Origin of the sequence: Halomonas chromatireducens (assembly GCF_001545155.1) — a bacterium.
Lineage (GTDB): Bacteria > Pseudomonadota > Gammaproteobacteria > Pseudomonadales > Halomonadaceae > Halomonas > Halomonas chromatireducens.
On the sequence record NZ_CP014226.1, the window covers coordinates 1,481,891 to 1,503,824 of the forward strand.

Consider the following 21,934-nt stretch of genomic DNA (forward strand, 5'->3'; position numbering starts at 1 on the left):
GGATTCATCAGGTCAGCAGCGAGAGGACTAGTAAAATAGATGCTTTTGATGGCATCTTACGTTAACGTCAACTAGCCAGCGTTGGCGGTACGCTGGAGACAACCTCTGGCAGCCGACTACATTACAGTCAACACTGCCCTCAAAAGGGGCGGTTTTCCTCCTGCCACCACCCAAGGAACAGGATGATGACAACAACATACGACATCTATTCGCCGAGCTTCATGACCGGCGATGAATTCCAGATACCCACGTTCCGGCTCCTGCAGCAGGACGGCACGCTGTTCGACGGCGCCGAGGCTCCCGAGCTTGATAAGGAGAAGGCGCTCAGGATCTATCGTGCCATGCTTGTGACCCGGATTCTCGACGAGCGCATGATGGCGGCCCAACGTCAGGGCCGACTCTCCTTCTACATGCAATGCACCGGCGAAGAGGCGGCGGTCATCGGCTCGACGGCGGCGTTGGACGATGCCGACATGATCATGGCCCAGTACCGCGAGCAGGGCGCGCTGGCCTATCGAGGCTTCACCTACGACGAGTTCATGAACCAGCTGTTCGGGAACGAGCTCGACTACGGCAAGGGACGGCAGATGCCGGTCCACTACGGGTCGCGAAAGCTGCACTACATGACCATTTCCTCGCCGCTGGCCACGCAGATCCCCCAGGCTGCCGGCTACGCCTACGGCCAGAAAATGGCCGGTGAGGGGCACTGCACCATCACCTTTTTCGGTGAGGGCGCTGCCTCCGAGGGCGACTTCCACGCGGCCCTTAACATGGCGTCGGTGCATAAGGTGCCGGTGATCTTCTTCTGCCGCAACAACGGCTATGCGATCTCGACACCGGCGACTGAACAGTTTGCCGCCGACGGCATCGCACCGCGCGCCTTCGGCTATCGCATGCATGTCATCCGGGTCGACGGCAACGACGTTCTGGCGGTCTATCGAGCCACTCAGGAGGCACGCATGATCGCCGTCGAAAAGAACGAACCGGTGCTGATCGAAGCGATGACCTATCGGCTGGCTGCCCACTCCTCTTCGGATGACCCTTCCGGCTATCGCTCGCGCAAGGAGGAGGAGGCATGGCGTGAGAAGGACCCGATCCTGCGCATGCAGCGCTGGCTTCTTGATCGCGAGTGGTGGAGCGAAGAAGAGGAGAAGGCCCTGCAGGAGAGCCTCCGCCGCGAGGTCCTGGAGACCATGAAGCGTGCCGAGAAGCGACCGCCACCCCCGCTGGAAAGTCTCGTCACCGATGTCTATGCCGACGTGACGCCGGCGCTGCAGCGTCAGTTGGATGCGCTCAAGACCCACATCCGCAAGTATCCGGACGCTTATCCGAAGGGAGCGCGATCCCTCGATCCCGACGTCAGTGTCACCAGCGATGCTGCCAAGGCCAGCGACGACCAGGAAGGAGCCTGAGATGCCAAAGATGAACATGCTGCAGGCGATCAACAATGCCCTGGACATTGCCATGGCCGAGGATGACAAGGTCCTCTGTTTCGGTGAAGACGTGGGGGTCTTTGGTGGTGTCTTCCGTGCCACCAGCAACCTGCAGGAGAAGTATGGCCGCGCCCGCTGCTTCAATACGCCACTGGTTGAGCAGGGCATCATCGGCTTTGCCAATGGCCTGGCGGCCCAAGGGTCCGTGCCGGTGGCCGAGATCCAGTTTGCCGACTACATCTTTCCGGCCTTCGACCAGATCGTCAACGAGACGGCGAAGTTCCGCTATCGTTCCGGTGACCTGTTCAACGTGGGTGGCCTGACGATCCGTACCCCATACGGTGGCGGCATCTCCGGGGGGCTCTACCACTCCCAGTCGCCGGAGGCCTACTTTGCCCACACGCCGGGGCTGAAGGTCGTGGTGCCGCGCAATCCCTACCAGGCCAAGGGGCTGCTGCTGGCGGCCATCCGCGACCCCGACCCGGTGATCTTCTTCGAGCCCAAGCGCCTTTACCGCGCCTCAACCGGTGAGGTTCCGGAGAATGACTACCAGTTGCCCATCGGCGAGGCGGAGGTGACCAAGGAGGGTACCGACGTCACGGTACTGGGCTGGGGGGCACAGATGGAGCTGATCGAGAAGGCGGTCGAGATGGCCGAAAAGTCCGGCATCTCCTGCGAAATCATCGACCTGCGCTCTATCCTGCCCTGGGACGAGGACTCGGTTGTCGAGTCGGTACTCAAGACCGGCCGGCTGGTGATCAGCCATGAGGCGACGCGCACCGGCGGCTTTGCCAGCGAGATTGCGGCCACCATACAGGAGCGCTGCTTCCTGTACCTGGAATCGCCCATCGAACGGGTGACCGGAATGGATACCCCTTTCCCGCTGACGCTGGAGAAGGAGTACATGCCGGACCACCTCAAGATCTACGAGGCCATCCGGGCCAGCGTGGATTTCTGACGATCGATATCAGGACAGGAGATGCTAGATGAGTGACTTCATGCTGCCCGATATCGGTGAAGGTATCGTGGAATGCGAGATCGTGGAATGGCGTGTCAGCGAAGGTGACGTCATCGAAGAGGACCAGCCGGTGGTCGAGGTGATGACCGACAAGGCGCTGGTGGAGATCACCGCGCCGGAAGCCGGGCGGGTCACCAGGCTGTACGTACCCAAGGGCGAGATCGCCAAGGTTCATGCGCCGCTGTTTGCCTATGAGAGCGAGGCAGAAGAGAGCAGCGACAGAGGACAGGCAAGCGCTGCCCCGGAGGCAACGGTGACAGCAGAGCCTGCCCCTGCACCGACGGCAACCCCACCGGGTTCACCCTCCGCCTCGGCCCCCGTTGCCGCTACCGATTTCATCCTGCCGGATATCGGCGAGGGCATCGTCGAGTGCGAGGTGGTGGAGTGGCGCGTCGCCGAGGGCGATCATATCGAAGAGGATCAGCCGCTGGTCGATGTGATGACCGACAAGGCGCTGGTGGAGATCACCGCGCCCGAGGCCGGGCGAGTGACGAAGCTGTACGTTCCCAAGGGTGAGATCGCCAAGGTCCATGCGCCGCTGTTCGGCTATGAGCCGGCGGTAGCGGAGACTCCGCAGCCGGCCCGCTCCGCACCTTCGGTGCCAGAGCAAGCGGTGAAGCCGGCCTCGGATGAGTCGCAGGGCGTGGGCGTGGCAACGACAGGACAGGGTCCCTACGGGCGTATCCCGGCGAGCCCTGCCGTGCGTCGGCTGGTGCGGGAACACGGCCTTTCGCTGGAGGCCATCGCCGGCTCCGGCAAGCAGGGGCGAGTGCTCAAGGAGGATGTGCTGCGCCACCTCGAGCAGGGTGGTGAAGCGACACCGGCCGGGGGTGACCGTGGCACCGGCAAGCCAGAGACGGGGGCGGCTTCTGCTCCGGCCGCCGAAGGCGAGGTCATCGTCGAGCCGATCCGTGGTGTGCGTGCGGTGATGGCCCGGCGGATGGTGGAGTCCGCCAGCACCATCCCGCACTTCCAGTATGGTGAGGAGATTGACGTCACCGAGCTGCTGGCCCTGCGGGCCCGCCTCAAGCTCCAGGCCGAGGCGCAGGGCACGCGCATGACGCTGATGCCCTTCTTCATGAAGGCCATGGCCCTGGCGGTGAAGGAATTCCCGATTCTCAATGCGCGCCTCAACGCCGATGTCAGCGAAATCCACTACCTGCCCTCCTGCAATGTGGGCATGGCGGTGGATAGCAAGGCCGGTCTGCTGGTGCCCAACGTGAAACACGTGGAGCGCCGGACCCTGCTCGATATGGCCCGGGAAGTGGAGCGGTTGACCGCGGCGGCGCGGGAGGGGCGGGTGGATCAGGCCGACCTCAAGGGTGGCACCATCAGCATCTCCAATATCGGCGCGCTGGGCGGAACCTATGCGGCTCCGATCATCAACGCCCCGGAACTTGCCATCGTCGCCATCGGCAAGACCCAGTGGCTGCCGCGCTTCGATGACAACGGCGATGTGGTGAGGCGGGCGATCATGACCATCACCTGGGCGGGGGATCACCGTGTCATCGATGGTGGAACCATCGCCCGTTTCTGCAATGCCTGGAAAGGGTATCTGGAGAGTCCGGAAACGATGCTCCTCCACCTTGGATAAGTGGCGCCGGTTCATGTCGTATCGCTACGTCTACGGCATGAAGCGGCGTAATCGGATGGGAAGGTGACGTATGTCCCAGGCGCCGCTGCAGCAGTTCTATATTCCGGAAGAGCAGTCGATCTACCTGCTCAGCCACGACGATGCCCGCAAGCTCAAGGAGTGGGTGGCGCTGTGTCAGGCTCAGTTGGCTCAACTGGGGTACCGGGATATCGCCCTGATCGGCAAGGGGGCCTACGGGTTCGTATTCGCCGGGGTGACCGCTCACGAGGAGGAGTATGTCTTCAAGTTTACCCGGGTCAACCTGCCCCAGCACCTTCAGGACCGGCTGGAGGAGGAAGCCTTCATGCTGGAGCAGGTCGACCATCCGCGGGTGCCGCAGCTGGTGGCCTATCAGCGGGTGCGAAACCAGTCGATCCTCGTCATGCAGCGGGCACCGGGGCTCAACCTGGAGGAGGTCTCGCTGCGCGAGGGCAGGCTCTCGCCCCGGCTGGTGGTGCGTATCGCCGGGCAACTGGCGGATATCCTGAGTACGCTGCGTCGTGAGTCGGGGCCGGCAGGGCGTCCTATCGTGCATGGCGATATCAAGCCCTCGAACCTCGTCTTCGATGCGCGCAACGAGGAAATCGCACTGATCGACTGGGGCTCCTCGGTATTCGCCCAGCTCGATGCCAACCAGCAGTTCGTGGCGGCCAACGTCATGGAGCTGATGTCGGACAACCTGCAGCAGACCAACGCCCGCCTGGGCGATGTCTACTTCATCGGTGAAGAGCAGCTCAACGGGGCGCTCTCCTCGCCGCGCTTCGACGAGCAGGGTACGGCGGGCACCCTCTACGCCCTGGCGTCCGCCCAGTCCTGTCGATTCGGCCATCGTGCCATTCCTGCCACCTCGCTGGGCCTGCCCATGGAGTTCGCCCGCATGCTCGACGGCATGCTCGACCCCGACCCCCGGGTGAGACTGCGTGCCGGCGACCATTTCATCCGCGAGATGCCAAGGCTCTCACGCCTGGTCATGATCGACCTGCCCGAACCGCCGGAGGCGGCACTGGTGCCCACCTGGCTGCGTCCTTACAGCCGTGAGATCGATACGGTGGTTTACAGTTCACGCAAGGCCTTTCTGCGCGAGGAGGGCGCGCCGGAGACACTGAGCGACGTCAACGACGTACAGCTCGATCGTTACTACAAGAATTTCATGCAGGGCATGGGGGAGACCGAGAAGGCGTTTCTGGCCGCCGTCAGCCGCTTGGGGAAGTATCCTGTTGTCGGCGGACTGGCCGTGCGCTGGGAAGCCGAGGGTGTCTATATCGACACATCGCTCAATCTGCACGATGCGGAACTCAAATCCGCTTTCGTTGCGGCGGTCAACAATATGGTCAACCTCGCCCGGGCGATCTATCGGCAAGGGATATTCAAGAGCTGCCTGTTCAATGCCCGCGATACCCTGCACCTGGATCGAGAGGGGCCGGACCGTCCCTTCGTGGTCGAGCCGGGCATGGTCCTACGCTATGACGTCAGTGCCATGCCCGAGCTGGAAGATCGAAGTCGGCTGCACAGCTATTTCGAGGATGGACCCGATCCGGAGGAGTTCCTGGTACTTCCCGAGGAGATCATCCTCTCACTGGAGGCGCTCAACGAGATTCACCATACCGGCATGATCATCTTCGAGGCACTGCCGCAGCACCTGAAGATCCACAGCTATTACCGGCTGCTGGATCCCTCGCGAGAGACGGAGTTCCGCCAGCGTCTGGACGATATCCTGTCGGCGGTGGGCCTGATCGAAGGGTTGGGGGTCTCCGGCTTCATGAAGATGCCCTACAAGGACACCCGCTTCTTTGCCCATGTGGAGCGCCAGCCGGAGCGCTACTACCCCCGGGATCCCCGGCTGGCGCAGCGCGACGCAGGCGCCGCGCTGCGCCAAGATCCGGCCGGTTGAATCCTCAGAAAAACACTGCCTAATTATTCAGCGCTTCCTCAGCGGGTCATCGCCTGGGGCAGATACAGCGCGATTTCCGGGAAGAGGTGCAGCAGTACGATGGACAGCATCATCAACAGGAAGAAGGGCAGGGTCGCCTTGGTGATGGTGACGATATCCTTGCCGGTCAGCCCCTGGATCACGAACAGGTTGAAACCTACCGGCGGGGTGATCTGCGACATTTCCACCACGACGACCAGGTAAATGCCGAACCAGATCAGGTCGAAACCCGCTGCGCTGACCAGGGGCATCAGGATGGCCGTGACCAGCAAGATCAGCGAAATGCCGTCGAGAAAGCAGCCCATTATCAGCAGCAGTACGGTCAGCGCCACCAGCAGCATGGTGGGTGACAGCCCCATCTCGCCGATGGCCCGGGCCAGCTGCATGGGAACCTGGGTGAAGCCCATGGCCGACGTCAGGAACGAGGCACCGGCAATGATGAAGGCGATCATGCAGGCGGTACGGACCGCCGCAAAGAGCGATGCCTTGAAGGTGGCAAGGCCGAAGCTGCCGGTGCAGCGTGCAATCACGATGGAGAGCACCACACCGACCGCTGCGGCCTCGGTGGGCGAGGCCAGGCCACCGTAGATCGAGACGATGATACCGCCGATCAGCAGCAGGACCGGTAGCAGCGACAGTGTGTGGCGCAGCTTCTCCGCCAGGGGCATCGATGACTCATCATGCCCGGTCAGGCCTTGGCGGTTGCCCTTGAGCAGCGACCAGAGGATCAGGTAGGTCATGAACAGGGCCAGAATCAACAGGCCCGGACCGATACCGGCCATGAACAGCCGGGAGATCGACTGCTCGGTCACCACGCCATAGACGATCAAGACGATGGAGGGCGGGATCAGCAGGCCCAGGGTGGAAGCGCTGGCCAGCGTACCGATTGCCATGCCGCTGTCATAGCCGCGACGCTCTAGCTCGGGCAGGGTCATCTTGCCGACGGTAGCGCAGGTGGCCGCCGACGAGCCGCAGACCGCTGCGAACATGCCGCTGCCGATGATGTTGGTATGGAGCAGCCGGCCGGGAAGGCGGTTGAGCCATGGCGAGAGACCGCGAAACATGCTGTCGGCCAGCCCCGAGCGGAACAGAATCTCGCCCATCCAGATGAACATGGGCAGGGCGGTCAGGTCCCAGCCGTAGCTGGCGCCCCAGAAGTCCGATGCCAGGATCGGACCCGGCGCAAAAGGGCTGAAGAAGGCCAGCGCCACCCAGGCGGTACCGATCAGCGCGAAGGCGATCCATACGCCGCTACCAAGAAGCAGTGCCAGCGTGAAGATGGTAGCCAGACTCAATGTCAGCACGAGAGTATCTCCGAGAGAGGATGCAGGTCGGGCTCAGCGAATGTCGCTGTCTTTGGTAGCCGTCGCTTCGCGAAAGCTCGAGGGATCGCGGGCGGCGATGCGCAAAGCAATGATGAGCGCCTCAAGAAGCGCCAGACAGAGCAGCCCGACACCGGTTGCCAGGACGGTCTGTGGAATCCAGAGGGGGATCGACAGGAAGCCGGATGACACATCATTGAATGCCAGACTCTCCCTGGCCAGTTCAACCAGGCCATAACCCAGCAGCAGGCTGAGTGTCAGGGCAACCAGCAACCCAAAGACTTCGAACCAGACCCGAATGGCAGAGGGTAGCCGGGCGATGAGCAGCGTTACGCGGATATGGGCATGATGGACGAAGGTATAGGCAAGGCCGAGGAACGTCGCGCCGACCAGCAGATAGGAGGCGAGTTCCGAAACCCCGGTGATGCTCAGGCCGGTGCGGCGCAGGCCAAGCAGTACCAGGCCCGCGTCCATGAGCCTGAAGCTGACCTGGAGCGAGATCAGGACACAGATAGTGACCATGCAGGCTGCCGCTCCCCAGGCCCCAAGGCGGTAGAGTTTGTCGAACTTGAATGTCATGGCTTGGCCTCACGGCGTACTCGAGGGGAGGGCGCGACGGAAAACCGCCGCGCCATCGTGGTCAGGCTTCAGTCGTCACGCTGGCTGCGATACTCCTCGAGCACCTGCTTGGCCGTATCATCGGCGCGCTCTTCCCAGTCGCTGAAAAGCCTGTCGCCTGCGGCCTGCAGAGCGGCTGCCACTTCATCGTTCGGTGTGGATACGGTGATGCCGTTCTCCTGCAGGGCCTCTGCGCTGGCATCGTTGTCGTCGCGGCTCATCTGCCAGCCACGCTCTTCGGCACGGGCTGCCGCTTCGAGAACGGCCTCCTGGGTCGCCTCGTCCAGGCGGTCAAAGGCACGCTGGTTGATAAAGACGATATTCTTCGGTAGCCACAGGTTCGCATCGGTGTAATGGGAGACGTAATCCCAGGCGGTCATCGAGTTGCCGGTAGAGGTCGAGGTGATCATGGCATCGACCCGCCCGGTGCTGAAGGCGGTGGGGATATCGGACTCTTCGGTTTCAGTGGGGTTACCGCCCAGGTAGTTCACGAAGCGCTGGGTGTTGATATTGGGTGCTCGCACCCGCAGTCCCTCGAACTGATCGGGGTCGTTGAGTTCGAAATCGGTGTAGATGCCCTGGGAGGGCCAGGCCACGGCATAGAGAGGCATCATGCCCTGGTTGGCGAAGAGCTCGGAAATGATCGGCTTGGTCGCCTCCCACAGGGCAAACGCCTCCTCATAGCTGCCGGCCACCCCCGGCAGGGTATCGACTTCGAAGATCGGGTCCTCGTTGGAGAGTACCGAAAGGAAGACCTCGCCCGCTTCGATGGTGCCGCGACGGACAGATGGCTTGATCTCGCCGTGAGCGACCAGAGAGCCGCCGCTGTGGACATTGATGGTCAATTCGCCATCGGTGGCTTCTGACACGTCTTCGGCGAACTGCTTGACGTTCTTGGTGTGGAAGCTGGCATCGCCGTAGGGGGTCGCCATGGTCCATTCCGCTGCCTGTGCGGTCGCTGCGAAGCCGACGGCGGCCGCCAGTATTACGGGAGTTGCTATCGTCTTGTGCATGGTAAAGACCTCTTGTTCATTTTGATGGTCGTAATGTTGCCTTCGGGTGAGTCGTGGGACATTGCGGCCGCACCCAACGGCCTGCGAAATCAGTGGCTTCCATTTCATCCTGACGTTGCTTCTCATAGTTTTCGGCACATGCCTGCGCTAGCTGGCCTACGCCACGACAGAAACGTGGATGGTTGGCAGTACGCCATATCACATCATAGTGCATGTCCGGTAGCGGCCTTGGCAGCGCGATACGGTAGAGTTTTCCACTGCGCCACTGGTCGAGTACCGTCGTGACGGGAAGCGCGCCGATACCGAGGCCTTCCATGGTCATTCGGGCGATGGTCATGAGCGTGCTGACGCTATGAATCTGTGGCTGTTGCAGTTTCTCGCGGGCCAGGTACTGAAGGAGTTCTTCATAGGGCCTGGCCTTCTTGCCAAAGGAGATGAAGGGAAGCGTGCCCATCCATTGGCTTGGATTGTCCAGCAGCATCTCTGCATGGACTGGCGCAATGAACATGCCCATTTCATAGGGACTGAGGGGCATGCTGTCGATACGATCCTCTGCCAGATATCCGTTCATCGCCAGCAGGATATCCAGTTCGTTCTTGTCGAGCCGGTCGTTCAATGCAGGTGAATAATCGACGGTCAGTTCGATAATCAAGTCCGGGAATTTGCCGGTGAGTCGGCGCATGAAATCCGGCAGCCAGCTGTGGGCGATGGTCTCGATGGTTCCGACCCGTAAAGGTGCCGAAAACGTCTCTTCGCTGTCGAACAACTGCAGCGCCTCATCGCGCTGATGCAGCATGCGCTCGGCATGGAGAAAAAATTCACGCCCGCGCATCGTGGGTTGGATGGGGCGTGCCGAGCGTTCGAGAAGCCGTTCGCCCACGGTCGATTCGAGCCGTGAGATGCGCTCGGACACCGAGGGTTGGGTCAGGTGCAGGTGTGAAGCCGCCTTGCGAAACGAACCCAGCCGCACCGCCCAGACGAAAGCTTCGAGTTCCTTGAAATCGAGCACCCGATCCGCCTCGTCACTGTTTCTTGAACAGCTGGCTCTCCCGGTCCTTGAACGCCTTGAACTCCAGGGCGTTGCCGGAAGGGTCGTAGAAGAACATGGTGGCCTGTTCGCCGGCTTCACCCTTGAAGCGGATATAGGGTTCTATCTCGAAGCGCACACCGTGTGCCTTGAGCTTGCCGGCGAGCGCCTCCCAGGCTTCCATCTCAAGCACGACGCCGAAATGCGGCACCGGTACGCCGTGCCCATCGACAGGGTTGGTATGGCTGGTGACGGGGGCGTCCTTCAGGGCCGGGTTGAGGTGACAGACAAACTGATGCCCGAACAGGTTGAAATCGACCCAGCTTTCCGAGGAGCGACCCTCAGGGCAGCCCAGGAAGTCGCCGTAGAAAGATCTCGCTTCATCGATATCTCGGACCTGGATGGCAAGGTGGAATGGATCGGAAACGGACATGGGGCCTCCTGAATTCTTGTCATTATGCTGGTGAAACTTATTTAAATTGATAATCCTCCGGGAAGCTGTCGTCAACCATTTTTGTAAATAATATCAGCTTGATAGGGGGCGCCGATATTTACTATCGGAAAAAACGATTGGCACCTTAAAAGACCTCTCCATATAGTGAGTAATCCAAGCAGTAGATATTGACTCTTCAAAATAAAAGGAATCGTCATGGTCATGCCCTTGCTCAATTGCGACATGGGGGAAAGCTTCGGCAACTGGACCCTGGGCATGGATGAAGACGTGATGCCCTTCGTGGATTGCGCCAATGTCGCCTGCGGCTTTCATGCCTCGGACCCTCACGTGATGCGCCACACTGTGGCATTGGCTGCCCGATATGGTGTCCGGGTGGGCGCTCACCCCGCCTATCCCGACCTCATGGGCTTTGGTCGCCGCTCGATGGCCTGCACCCCCGCTGAAGTCGAGGACATGGTGCTCTACCAGATCGGTGCCCTGGCGGGGCTCTGCCGGGCAGAAGGTACCGCCATCCAGTACGTCAAGCCCCACGGCGCCCTCTACAACGACATGGCACGGGATCCTGCGCTGCTCGAGGGAGTAATGCGGGCGGTTCTTGCCTACGACCCCAGCCTCCCCCTGATGGTGATGGCAACGGCGGACCCTCAGCCCATTCGTACGCTTGCCGCTGAAATGGGGCTGTCGATCTGGTTCGAGACCTTTGCCGATCGCGCCTACGATGCCCAGGGCCACCTGGTCTCGCGCCGGCTTCCGAACGCCGTTCATCACGACGAAGCCACCATCGTTGCCCAGGCGGTGGCACTGGCCAGGGGCGAGGCCCTGACGGCCAGCGACGGCTCGGCCCTCAAACTTCCCTGCGATACGATTTGCGTGCATGGGGACAACCCCGAATCGGTTGCGGCCGTGCGGGCCATACGCGAGGCCTTTCACGGTTTGGTGAAAGCGTGAGGGCAGGCATCGAAACGACGGCGATGGACGTGCTGATGGTCAGGCTCTTCGACACCATCGAGGAGTCCAACATGGCATGGATCATCGCCGCCGACCGGGCGCTTCGCGGGGCCTTCGACAAGACACTGATCGACCTGGTCCCCTCTTATACTACCCTGATGGTCCACTATGACTGCCGCCTGCTGTCGCATGGCGAGGCCCATGGGCGAATTCGAGAGGCGTTGGAATACCTGCAGCCCGCGGACACCCAGGCAGGGCAGCGCCATGAGATACCCGTGTGGTATCACGAGAGTGTCGGTCCCGAGCTGCAGCGAGTGGCGGATCGGGCGGGTATTTCCATCGACGCGCTGGTCCAGCGCCACTGCGACCGTGACTACTGTGTCTTTGCCCTGGGCTTTGCGCCCGGTTACGGCTTCATGGGACTTGTCGAGGAGGCACTGGCCACGCCTCGGCTGGAGACCCCACGTCGGAAGGTTGCCGCAGGCAGCGTTGGTATTGCAGGGCGACAGACCGCCATCTATCCACTGCCGTCGCCCGGCGGCTGGAATATCCTGGGGCGCACCGCGGTGCCGCTGTTCGAGCATGCCCGGCGAGGTGACCCCCTGCTCAAACCGGGAGACCGGGTGCGCTTCCAGGCCGTCTCCCGTGACGAGTTCGAGGCACAGGGCGGCGATACCACGCCACTGGAGGAGCGCCCATGAGCAGAGAGGGAGCCAAGGGGCTGCGTGTCATCCAGGCCGGCCCCCTTGCCATGATCGAGGATGGTGGTCGTATGGGCGTGCGTCATCTCGGCGTGACCCAGAGCGGTGCCGCCGACTGGGTCTCGCTCTATTGGGCCAACTGGCTGCTGGGCAACGCGCCTGATACTGCTGCCCTGGAAATCGTGGTGGGTGGGGGATTGACCCTTGAAATCGAGCGCGCCACAAGGTTGGCGTGGGTCGGTGCGGATCTTGATGCACGCCTTGATGATGCACCGATCACCCCCGGCTCGAGCTTTGCAGTGCGCGAGGGGCAGCGGCTGGTTTTCAGTCAACCACGCGATGGGCTGCGCGGTTATCTTGCCTTTCCCGGTGGGCTTGCGGCACCGGAAGTGCTGGGCAGCCGCAGTACCACGCCGCGGGAGCAGCTTGGTGGACTTCACGGCGATGGCCAGCCGCTCAAGACCGGGGACCGCCTTGCCTGGCGGGGGGAGCCTGGTGAAGAGCGCCGGATCCCGGCGGGGTTGCTGCCTCCCATGCCCCGGCCAGGTTGCCGATTGGCACTGATTCCCGGCGCTCAGATCGCCGAATTCACCGGCGCAAGCCTGTATGCTGCTTTCAATTCCGTCTGGCAGGTCGATGATCGCGCCGATCGCATGGGCGTGCGGCTGAGGGGGCCACGGCTGGAGAGTCGCGTTGGAAGCATGATTTCGGAGGGAATTCCGCTTGGTGCCGTCCAGGTACCGCCGGATGGTCAGCCAATCGTTCTGCTCAATGACCGTCAGACGATCGGAGGGTACCCCCGTCTGGGGGCCCTGTCGCCGCTTGCCGCCGCCAGGCTGGCCCAGTGCCTGCCGGGACAGGAGGTCAGGCTTGTGGCCGTGGCGCGTGAACGCGCGCTCGCCGACTACCGCGGATTCCTGCGCAATTTCTGAGGCGGGAGGCCCGCGGCGAGTTAATCCTCAAGCGCCGAGTCCGCTTTCTCGTAGCAGCTGATCCAGGCTTCTCTCGCTGGCCCTTGCTGGCTCTTGGGAAGTCGGCGGCTTGGCCGCTGGCTGTTGACCGGCCTTCTCGGAAGTCGGTGCCTGCCGCGATTACTCACGACAATTGCCGGATACGCTTGAGACGTATCACGTTGTCCTTCCCTTTCGGGAAGAACTTGTCAGCATGATTCACATTGTTAAAGAGCAGACTGTCAATCGACAGTCATAAACCCGTCATCGCGCGGTGCGAGGATGGCTTATGACTGCGGATCCGATCAGGTAATTCGACTGTGAGGAAGTGGCGAAGCCAAACGATCTGAGGCTAGGCGAAAGGTGACGACGCATAGTTCGCTATGCGAGGAGCCTTTCAACGACGCATCAGGAAGTTTGGTGGAGCCAAGCGGGATCGAAGTCGTGCGCGACCCCGACGCCACCGCCCATTGCGCCATGGCCAAGCGGTTCGCTACCGACATGGGTTTCAATGTCTGCAATGATGCCCTTCAGCTCCACGGCGGTTACGGGTATCTCAGGGAGTTCCCGCTGGAGCGCATGGTACGCGACACCCGGGTGCATCAGATTCTCGAGGGCACCAACGAGATCATGCGGGTCATCGTGGCCCGTCGACTGCTGGCGGATGGCGTCATCGAAGCGCTGCAGTAAGACGAGGCATTGCAGTAAGGCTACGTAGAACAATCAGGAGAGCAGTTGCATGACGGAACTTGCGGTCATCTTTGACGAGCGCCCGACAAGGGACGGTGGGCGGATTGGTGTTGCCACCCTCAACGCGCCGAAATCACTCAATGCCCTGACGCTGACAATGGCGCAGCAGCTCATGGCCAAGCTCGCCGCCTGGGCGGTGGATCGCAGCATCGTGGCTGTTTGGCTCGAAGGGGCGGGTGAGAAGGCCTTCTGCGCCGGCGGCGATGTGGTCGCGCTGTATCGCTCCATGACCGAAGAAGGCGAAAACCGTGGTTCAGGGCGCGATAGCGTCTTCGCTGAAACCTACTTCACCACGGAATATCGCCTCGACTACCGGATTCACACCTATCCCAAGCCGATCCTGCTCTGGGGAGACGGCATCATCATGGGCGGCGGCCTGGGGCTGACGGCCGGTGCTTCGCACCGGATCGTGACCGAAACCACGCGCATCGCCATGCCCGAGATCACCATCGGCCTCTATCCCGATATCGGCGCCAGCTGGTTTCTCAATCGCATGCCACCCGGTGTCGGCACCTACCTGGGTATCACGGGCGCCCAGTTGAACGCTCGTGACGCGCTGGATCTGGGCATGGCCGACTACTTTGTTCCCCGCGAACGGCGGGAAACTCTGCTCGAAGCCCTGGGCGAAGCCGATTACGGCGCGCGAACCCCACGGGATCTGCGCGCTGGCGTGCAAGCGGCAGTCGACGCTATGGAAGAGCGCGCCCAGGCACCCCAGGCGCAGGTATGGCCCCATCTCGACCATATCCAGACGTTGGTAGGGCAGGTCGATGCACCTTCCGCCGTGAAGCAGATCCTCCGCGATACCCGTGACGATGCCTGGCTTGCGGCCAACCGTGCGCGGCTCGAGGCCGGCAGCCCGCTGACCGCGCATCTGGTCTGGCTGATGCTGGATCGCCATCGTCATACCAGCCTGGCCGACGCCTTCCGCGACGAGCTGAATTTGTCGGTTCAGTGCTGTCGGCAGGGAGATGTCGCTGAGGGCGTGCGCGCGCTGCTGATCGACAAGGACAAGAACCCCCAGTGGCAGCATGCCGATGTCGACAGCGTGCCACAGGCCGACCTGGATGCCTTGATGGTCCCCTTGTGGAGCAGCGAGGCCCACCCGTTGCGTGACCTCGGCACAGGCGAGCGCGTAAATTGAACGTTCGGTCTACGGCTGGAACCAACAATCAATAATGAGTCTCAGGAGCAACCTGTATGAAAATCGCCTTTATCGGACTGGGTAACATGGGCGCGCCGATGGCCGCCAACCTGGTCAAGGCCGGCCACGAGGTCAGCGTCTTCGACCTGGTGGATGCGGCCATGAAGAGCCTGGAAAAGGCCGGTGCCCACGCCTGCGCTAGCGCCCAGAGCGCTGCCAGCGGTGCCGATGTCATCATCTCGATGCTGCCCGCCGGCCAGCATGTAAGACGACTCTATCTCGGCCGTGACACGGCGCCGGGGCTGTTCGAAGCTCTGGAAGGCAAGCCGCTGATCATCGACGCCTCGACCATCTCACCGGAGGATGCCCGCTTCGTCGGTGCCGCCGCTGCCGAACGTGGGCTGACCTATCTCGATGCGCCCGTCTCGGGCGGTGTGGGCGGTGCACAGGCCGGCACCCTGACCTTCATCGTCGGCGGCACCGAAGACGGGTTCGAGCAGGCCAAGCCCATACTGGAAGGCATGGGCAAGAACATCTTCCACGCGGGCGAAGTCGGCTCTGGTCAGGTAGCGAAGATCTGCAACAACATGCTGCTGGGAATACTGATGAGCGGCACCGCCGAAGCCCTGGCATTGGGCGTGAAGAACGGTCTCGACCCGGCCGTACTCTCGGAGATCATGAAGCAGAGCAGCGGCGGCAACTGGGCACTGAACCTCTATAACCCCTGGCCCGGCGTCATGCAGGGCTCCGCGGCCTCCCGTGACTACCAGGGCGGCTTCCTGACCGACCTGATGGCCAAGGACCTGGGCCTTGCCTGGGAACTCGCCCTGGAGAGCAAGGCCACGGTGCCGATGGGCTCCCAGGCACGTAACCTCTTCGCCCTTCACGCATCCCAGGGCAACGGCGGCAAGGACTTCTCCAGCATCCAGAAGCTCTTCCGCGCCGGCGAGGAGGAGTGAAACGGGGCGATACCGTTGGTTGAAATGATCGCTGTTGGAGCGCCGCTTCGCGCCGCGACTGGCGCCAGAAGGCGCCTCGGCACATGAAAGAGCAGCTGTTGGAGCGCTGGTCCCCATCGCGACTGGCGCCGCCAGGCGCCCGGCGGAGGCTGAAACGCCGGTGATGGCCGCGAACCTCGGCAACCCCGCCGGGAGGCCTGCGGCCTCCAGTCGCGATCTAAAGATGCTCCTACAGCGGTGTGGCAACGTCGGTGGAGAGAATCATTGTTGGAGCGCCGCTCCGCGTCGCGACTGGCGCCGCCAGGCGCCCGGCGGAGGCTGAAACGCCGGTGATGGCCGCGAACCTCGGCAACCCCGCCGGGAGTCCTTCGGCCTCCAGTCGCCGATGCGTCGGACCGGATCTAAAAATACTCCGACAGCGGTGTGGCAACGTCGGTGGAGAGAATCATTGTTGGAGCGCCGCTCCGCGTCGCGACTGGCGCCGCCAGGCGCCTTGGCGGAGGCCCCCTTTGGCACGTCGCCAGGAAGCAGGCACAATCGTGAGCCTGTTTCATGTATTCGAGGCTTCATGACGCTTTCATCGCCATCCGCTGATCGTCCATCCCGCCGTCCCGTTCGCCGCGAACTTCTCGAAGGGCCTATCGCGGCGACCCTGCTGCGCAAGAGCCTGCCGGTAGTGGGTGGCATGATCGCTATGCTCAGCTTCAATCTGGTGGACTCCTGGTTCATCGCACGGCTGGGTACAGAGCCGCTGGCGGCGGTTTCCTTTACCTTTCCGGTGGTCTTCGCGGTGATCAGCCTGGCGATCGGGCTGGGTATAGGCACCTCGGCGGTCGTTGCCAGAAGGCTGGGGCAGGGGGATCTCGCCACGGTGCGCCGGCGTGCCACCGATGCGGCGCTGCTCGCGCTGGTCGTTGGCCTTGTCCTCACCGCGTTGGGCTTGGCGACAATCGACCCGCTGTTCCGGCTGCTGGGTGCCGACGAGGCACTCATGCCCCATGTTCGCGACTACATGGGCATCTGGTACTTGGGGGCCGCGGCAGTCATTGTGCCCCGGGTGCTCAACAGCGTGTTGCGTGCCCAGGGCAATACCCTGATCCCCGGGCTGATGATGGCGCTGGCGGCCCTGCTCAACGGGCTCCTCGACTGGCTGCTGATCTTCGGCGTGGGTCCCTTCCCCGAACTGGGCGTGCAGGGGGCGGCTCTTGCCACCGTGCTCAGCTGGGGATTGATGACCGCGGCGCTTTTCTTTCAGCGCGAGCTGCGGGATTGTCTCGTCTTCCGGCAGCTGCCCCTGGCGGACATGCTGGCTTCCTGGCGTGAGCTGTCGCGCATAGCCGTTCCCGCTGCCATCACCAGCGTCTTTACGCCGCTGGCGCTCGCCCTGGTGACGCGGATCGTCGCCGACCACGGCCACCACGCGGTGGCGGGCTTCGGGGTCGGTACGCGTATCGATGCCTTCGTTCAGATCGCCGTCCTGGCGCTCTCGATGACGCTTCCGCCTCTGGTTAGCCAGAACATCGGCGCCGCGCAGCACGACCGGGTAAGACGCGCCATCTTCGGTTGTTTCGGTTTCGTACTCGCCTGGCAGTTTGGGGTATGGCTGTTGCTGCAATTGCTGGCGCCCTGGCTCGTTGGCAGCTATGCCGATAGTGATGCCATGGCAGAAGTCCTGCGCGCCTTTCTTTGGTGGGTGCCACTGGGTCTGGGCGCCCAAGGCGTCGTCATCCTCGCCGTCTCATCGCTGAACGCCCTGCACGAGCCCGGCCGGGCCATGCGTCTCTCGGTCATTCGGCTCTTCGTGCTGACCGTGCCGCTGGCCTGGCTGGGTGGTGTCCTGGCAGGGCCAACCGGCATCTTCATCGGCATGTTTATCGCTAACCTGCTGATCGGGCTGGTGGCCTGGCTAATCATTCACCGTCGTCTTCAAGAGCGTGCGCCGCCGGTAACGTATTCAGGCTAGTTTTACCCGCTGGTTCCGGTGGGAGATACACAAAAAACTGGCCCAGGGGTTGGCAGCGCGCCGCTCATGGTCTACATTCTATCAAAATGTAGATATTCACTGCGGAGCATCACCATGAGCCAGATTACCCCTGTCACCTGGGAAGACCCGTTCCGGCTGATCGATCAGTTGGACGAAGATGAACGCATGGTGCTGCAAACCGCCCATGATTACTGTCAGGACAAGCTGATGCCGCGGGTGCTTGAGGCCAACCGCCACGAGCACTTCCATCGCGAAATCCTGAACGAGATGGGTGAGCTGGGCCTGCTCGGTGCCACCATCGACGGCTATGGCTGTGCCGGCATGAACTATGTGAGCTACGGCCTTATCGCCCGTGAGGTGGAGCGCGTCGACTCCGGCTACCGCAGCGCCATGAGCGTGCAGTCCAGTCTGGTGATGTATCCGATCCACGCCTTTGGCACCGATGCCCAGCGTGAAAAGTACCTGCCCAAGCTGGCCACCGGCGAGTGGGTAGGGTGCTTCGGTCTCACCGAACCCGATCACGGCTCCGACCCTGGCAGCATGTCCACCCGCGCCGTGCGCACCGATGGTGGCTGGCGCCTCAACGGTACCAAGACCTGGATCACCAACTCGCCCATCGCCGATGTGTTCGTGGTCTGGGCGAGAGACGAGGAGGGCGTGGTCCGCGGTTTCATCCTCGAAAAGGGCATGCCGGGTCTCTCGGCGCCCAAGATCGAGGGCAAGTTCAGTCTGCGCGCCTCCATCACCGGCCAGATCGCCATCCAGGATGTCGAGGTCTCCGACGACCAACGCCTCCCCGGCGTCACCGGCCTCAAGGGACCGTTCTCCTGCCTTAACCGTGCCCGCTTCGGCATTGCCTGGGGCAGCATGGGGGCCGCCGAGGCGTGCTGGCATGCCGCCCGCGAATACACCCTGGATCGCAAGCAGTTTGGCCGCCCGCTGGCTGCCAATCAGCTGATCCAGAAGAAACTGGCCGACATGCAGACCGAGATCGCCCTGGGCCTACAGGCGGCGCTGCGCGTCGGTCGCATGATCGATGACGGCCAGCTGGTGCCGGAGGCGATCTCGCTGATCAAGCGCAACAACTGCGGCAAGGCGCTGGATATCGCCCGGGTTGCTCGCGACATGCACGGCGGTAACGGCATCTCCGACGAATACCACGTGATTCGCCACATGATGAATCTCGAGGCGGTGAATACCTATGAGGGCACCCACGATGTCCACGCCTTGATCCTGGGGCGGGCTCAGACGGGCCTCCAGGCCTTCGCCAACTAATTCGCCAAGATCCTAACGCTAGCTCTAGCGAGGAGCGGCGGGTCTTGCCCGACGCAGTGACGAGTGTGGAAGGAATCAACATGAGCGGACCGCTTGACGGTATCGTGGTGCTCGATATGTCGCGCGTGCTGGCTGGCCCCTGGGCCGGCCAGCTGCTCGCCGACCTTGGCGCACGCGTGATCAAGATCGAACATCCCGAGCGCGGCGACGACACCCGCGGCTGGGGCCCGCCCTGGCTCGGCGAAGACCTGGAGGCGGGTGGTGGCGATCCCGAGCGTGTGGCCGCCTATTTCCTCTGCGCCAATCGCGGCAAGCAGTCGCTGGCGGTGGATATTGCCACCAAGAATGGCCAGGCGCTGATTCGCCAGCTGGCGACGGGCGCCGATATCGTGTTGGAGAACTTCAAGGTGGGCGGGCTGGCCAAGTATGGCCTCGACTACGCCAGCCTGCATGAGTTGAATCCCAGGCTGATCGGCTGTTCCATCACCGGTTTCGGCCAGGATGGCCCTGTTCACCTGGGGCATGGCGCTGCTGGCGGGCGTGCCGGGTGAGGAAGCCCTGGTGCGGGCGCTGTCGGTACTGGTCGTCAACGGATTGCTGAGTTGCGTTAGACTGATTCATGACCTGCCTCCCTCAATAGTGGCTCTGTGTTCTGGTCCCTACCTCAACGTAACCCACGACGTTGCGGCGGGGCAGGTCAATCCATAATGTCTACAACGGTGTGGCACCGTTGGCGGAGAGAATCGCTGTTGGAGCGCTGGTTTCCATCGCGACTGGCGCCGGCAGGCGCCTTGGCGGAGGCTGCCGTCGTTGGCAGTGATCGCCAAAAATAGCAACACCGCCGGGAGTCCTTCGGCCTCCAGTCGTGATCTAAAGATACTCCAACAACGGGGTAGCACCGTTGGTGGAGAGAATCGCTGTTGGAGCGCTGGTTTCCATCGCGACTGGCGCCGGCAGGCGCCTCGGTGGAGGCTGCCAACCTTGTCGGCGCACTGACTTATCCTCCCTCCCGCGGGCACTCGGCGGGGCCTGTGGTTTCCTGCCCGCCCCGCAACCCCAGCGTGCCGACGCCGGGCAGTTTGATGCCCAGGGCGCGGGAGTCGATGCCGACCACCAGCCCTCCCAGATGTGCCTCCAATCCTTCCTCGATGCCAATGGCTCCCCCCAGGTACCCACCCAGCGAAACCTGTAACCCTGTGCCGCTCGGGCTGCGGGCCACGACCTGGCGGCCCAGGTAGTCCTTGCCCACGGCGGTGGAGGGCAGGGCGACGTCGAGCGCCGGCACTTCACGAATCAGCCACGCGACGAACGTATTGCTGTTGGGGCCGGGCCAGGCGCGATAGCGGTCCATATAGGGGTATGCCGGCAGCGCCGCCTCGATCTGTTCGATGGCGAGCTCGGCCTCGGGGCCGCAGAGCGTGACGTGGACGCTGGGCGCACTGCCGAACCAGGCGCGGTCGGGCGTCCCGGGTCGGGATGAGAGGGTGGGGCGCCCCCAGCCGGTGACCTGATGGATGGTGTACTGGGAAGCCCCCTGCGGCTTGGTCACAACCCAGGCATGCACGGCGAAGATACCCCGCCAGTTGAAGGCCCGAGCGGAGTAGACCTGCACCACGGCCTCGGTCGTGTGCGTGAGGTCGGGTGCCAGCCCGGCGCTGGTGCGATCGGCGCTTCGCCAGTCGCCTCGAATTTCCATACCGCCGAGCCACCATTGATAGAGTGGGCCGCCGCCAAAGAGTGCTACCACAACCAGAAAAGCCAATAGTCCTTTCATGGGCTATCGTGGCGAGAAACGCCGGGTCAGGCCTGTCTCGGCGATCATGCGGGTGGAGATCTCCTCGATCGAAAAGCGGGTAGTGTCGATGAAGGGGATATGCAACTGGCGATAGAGCGCTTCGGCCTGTTCGACTTCCTGGGCGCACTGGTCCAGCGAGCTATAGCGGCTGTTGGGCCGACGCTCGTGACGTATCGCCGTCAGCCGTCGTGGATCGATGGTCAGCCCGAACAGCTTGTGTCGATGGGTCGCCAGCACCTTGGGCAGCTTGAGCGTGCCGTTCTCGTCGAGGTCGTCCTCGGTGAGCGGATAGTTGGCCGCGCGGATGCCGAACTGCAATGCCAGATAGAGCGAGGTGGGGGTCTTGCCGCAGCGGGAGACACCCACCAGGATCACATCCGCCTCATCGTACTGGTGGGTGCGGGCGCCGTCGTCATTGTCCAGGGCAAAATGGACCGAATGAATGCGGTCCATGTATACCTCATCCTTGCCGATGGAGTGGGTGCGCCCCACGCTGTAGCTGGAGTGCGTGCCCAACTCCTGCTCCAGCGGCTTGAGGAAGGTGGAGAAGATATCGACCTTGAACCCGGTGGCACCGCGTATCACGTCGCGAATACCCTCATCGACGATGGTGTCGATGATGATTGGCTGCTCGCCGTCGCGCACCGCCGTGGCTTCGATAATCTCGACCAGGGTGCGGGCCTTTTCGACGGAGTCGATATAGGGCTTGGTGAGCATACGCAGATCGACATTCTCGAACTGTGCCAGCAGGCTGCGCCCGAGGCTTTCGGCAGTAATGCCGGTGCCGTCGGAAATGAAGAAGGCGGTACGTGGCATGGCAGGTTCAGCTTCCATTGACAGGGACGATTTCCATTGTCGGGGCTGATGGCGTTACGGGCAAGGCGTGGTTTATTCGGTGCGCTGCGCCACAAGCCACTACAAAAACGCGGCAAAAGGGGCAACTGTTGTAAAAATCCTCCAGTGACTTCGATGTTAGACCA

18 protein-coding genes and 2 pseudogenes are annotated in these 21,934 nt (G+C 62.6%); 13 read left to right on the forward strand and 7 right to left on the reverse strand.

Annotation, left to right across the window (positions count from 1 at the left end; genetic code table 11):
• The first annotated feature begins 185 nt into the window (after positions 1-185).
• From LOKO_RS06965 to LOKO_RS06980, 4 genes are all read left to right on the forward strand, one after another.
• A complete protein-coding gene (locus LOKO_RS06965) occupies positions 186-1,412 on the forward strand; it encodes a thiamine pyrophosphate-dependent dehydrogenase E1 component subunit alpha (RefSeq protein WP_066446850.1) in 1,227 nt (408 codons plus the stop codon).
• A gap of 1 nt (position 1,413) precedes the next feature.
• The gene (locus LOKO_RS06970; RefSeq protein ID WP_043516957.1) at positions 1,414-2,391 is read left to right on the forward strand and encodes an alpha-ketoacid dehydrogenase subunit beta; all 978 of its coding nucleotides are present in this window, start codon (positions 1,414-1,416) and stop codon (positions 2,389-2,391) included.
• 28 nt (positions 2,392-2,419) lie between these two features.
• The gene (locus LOKO_RS06975) at positions 2,420-4,045 is read left to right on the forward strand and encodes a dihydrolipoyllysine-residue acetyltransferase (protein WP_066446851.1); all 1,626 of its coding nucleotides are present in this window, start codon (positions 2,420-2,422) and stop codon (positions 4,043-4,045) included.
• 70 nt (positions 4,046-4,115) lie between these two features.
• Positions 4,116-5,975, forward strand: coding sequence for a protein kinase domain-containing protein (locus tag LOKO_RS06980; RefSeq protein WP_066446853.1), 1,860 nt, complete (start codon positions 4,116-4,118; stop codon positions 5,973-5,975).
• 38 nt (positions 5,976-6,013) lie between these two features.
• Here the strand turns inward: LOKO_RS06980 and LOKO_RS06985 are convergent, their stop codons facing one another.
• The 5 genes from LOKO_RS06985 to LOKO_RS07005 form a co-directional block, all read right to left on the reverse strand.
• Positions 6,014-7,318, reverse strand: a complete 1,305-nt coding sequence (locus tag LOKO_RS06985; protein WP_066446855.1) for a TRAP transporter large permease — start codon at positions 7,316-7,318, stop codon at positions 6,014-6,016.
• Positions 7,319-7,351: 33 nt separating this feature from the next.
• Entirely contained in the window at positions 7,352-7,915 is a 564-nt protein-coding gene (locus tag LOKO_RS06990) for a TRAP transporter small permease (RefSeq protein ID WP_066446861.1), read from the reverse strand.
• Between the two features lie 68 nt (positions 7,916-7,983).
• Entirely contained in the window at positions 7,984-8,967 is a 984-nt protein-coding gene (locus LOKO_RS06995) for a TRAP transporter substrate-binding protein (protein ID WP_066446862.1), read from the reverse strand.
• 16 nt (positions 8,968-8,983) lie between these two features.
• On the reverse strand, positions 8,984-9,976 hold the full coding sequence (locus LOKO_RS07000) for a LysR family transcriptional regulator (RefSeq protein ID WP_066446864.1): 993 nt from the start codon (positions 9,974-9,976) through the stop codon (positions 8,984-8,986).
• Between the two features lie 13 nt (positions 9,977-9,989).
• Positions 9,990-10,427, reverse strand: coding sequence for a VOC family protein (locus LOKO_RS07005; RefSeq protein WP_066446867.1), 438 nt, complete (start codon positions 10,425-10,427; stop codon positions 9,990-9,992).
• Positions 10,428-10,643: 216 nt separating this feature from the next.
• On the opposite strand from LOKO_RS07005, the gene LOKO_RS07010 reads away from it, so the two are divergent.
• The 9 genes and pseudogenes from LOKO_RS07010 to LOKO_RS07050 all read left to right on the forward strand — a co-directional run.
• On the forward strand, positions 10,644-11,396 hold the full coding sequence (locus LOKO_RS07010; protein ID WP_066446868.1) for a 5-oxoprolinase subunit PxpA: 753 nt from the start codon (positions 10,644-10,646) through the stop codon (positions 11,394-11,396).
• Between the two features lie 23 nt (positions 11,397-11,419).
• On the forward strand, positions 11,420-12,097 hold the full coding sequence (gene pxpB, locus LOKO_RS07015) for a 5-oxoprolinase subunit PxpB (RefSeq protein ID WP_417935395.1): 678 nt from the start codon (positions 11,420-11,422) through the stop codon (positions 12,095-12,097).
• A complete protein-coding gene (locus LOKO_RS07020) occupies positions 12,094-13,029 on the forward strand; it encodes a 5-oxoprolinase subunit C family protein (protein WP_066446877.1) in 936 nt (311 codons plus the stop codon). Before pxpB ends, LOKO_RS07020 begins: the two co-directional genes overlap by 4 nt.
• 471 nt (positions 13,030-13,500) lie before the next feature.
• Positions 13,501-13,737: pseudogene (locus LOKO_RS07025) on the forward strand (acyl-CoA dehydrogenase family protein); the annotation flags it as partial.
• Positions 13,738-13,786: 49 nt separating this feature from the next.
• Positions 13,787-14,941: an enoyl-CoA hydratase/isomerase family protein gene (locus tag LOKO_RS07030; RefSeq protein ID WP_066446882.1), complete on the forward strand. Its 1,155-nt coding sequence runs from the start codon at positions 13,787-13,789 to the stop codon at positions 14,939-14,941.
• A gap of 56 nt (positions 14,942-14,997) precedes the next feature.
• Complete coding sequence (mmsB, locus tag LOKO_RS07035; protein WP_066446883.1) at positions 14,998-15,900, forward strand: 3-hydroxyisobutyrate dehydrogenase; 903 nt, start codon at positions 14,998-15,000, stop codon at positions 15,898-15,900.
• Positions 15,901-16,468: 568 nt separating this feature from the next.
• The gene (locus LOKO_RS07040; RefSeq protein WP_066446885.1) at positions 16,469-17,863 is read left to right on the forward strand and encodes an MATE family efflux transporter; all 1,395 of its coding nucleotides are present in this window, start codon (positions 16,469-16,471) and stop codon (positions 17,861-17,863) included.
• A gap of 114 nt (positions 17,864-17,977) precedes the next feature.
• Entirely contained in the window at positions 17,978-19,159 is a 1,182-nt protein-coding gene (locus LOKO_RS07045; RefSeq protein ID WP_066446888.1) for an acyl-CoA dehydrogenase, read from the forward strand.
• Positions 19,160-19,239: 80 nt separating this feature from the next.
• A pseudogene (locus tag LOKO_RS07050) lies at positions 19,240-19,668 on the forward strand (CoA transferase); the annotation flags it as partial.
• Between the two features lie 488 nt (positions 19,669-20,156).
• On the opposite strand, the gene LOKO_RS07055 reads toward LOKO_RS07050, so the two are convergent.
• Positions 20,157-20,933 (reverse strand): DUF3750 domain-containing protein, encoded by a 777-nt coding sequence (locus LOKO_RS07055; RefSeq protein ID WP_066446892.1) that lies wholly within the window; start codon positions 20,931-20,933, stop codon positions 20,157-20,159.
• Positions 20,934-20,936: 3 nt separating this feature from the next.
• Positions 20,937-21,770, reverse strand: a complete 834-nt coding sequence (gene ppsR, locus LOKO_RS07060) for a posphoenolpyruvate synthetase regulatory kinase/phosphorylase PpsR (protein ID WP_066452264.1) — start codon at positions 21,768-21,770, stop codon at positions 20,937-20,939.
• Positions 21,771-21,934 lie beyond the last annotated feature (164 nt).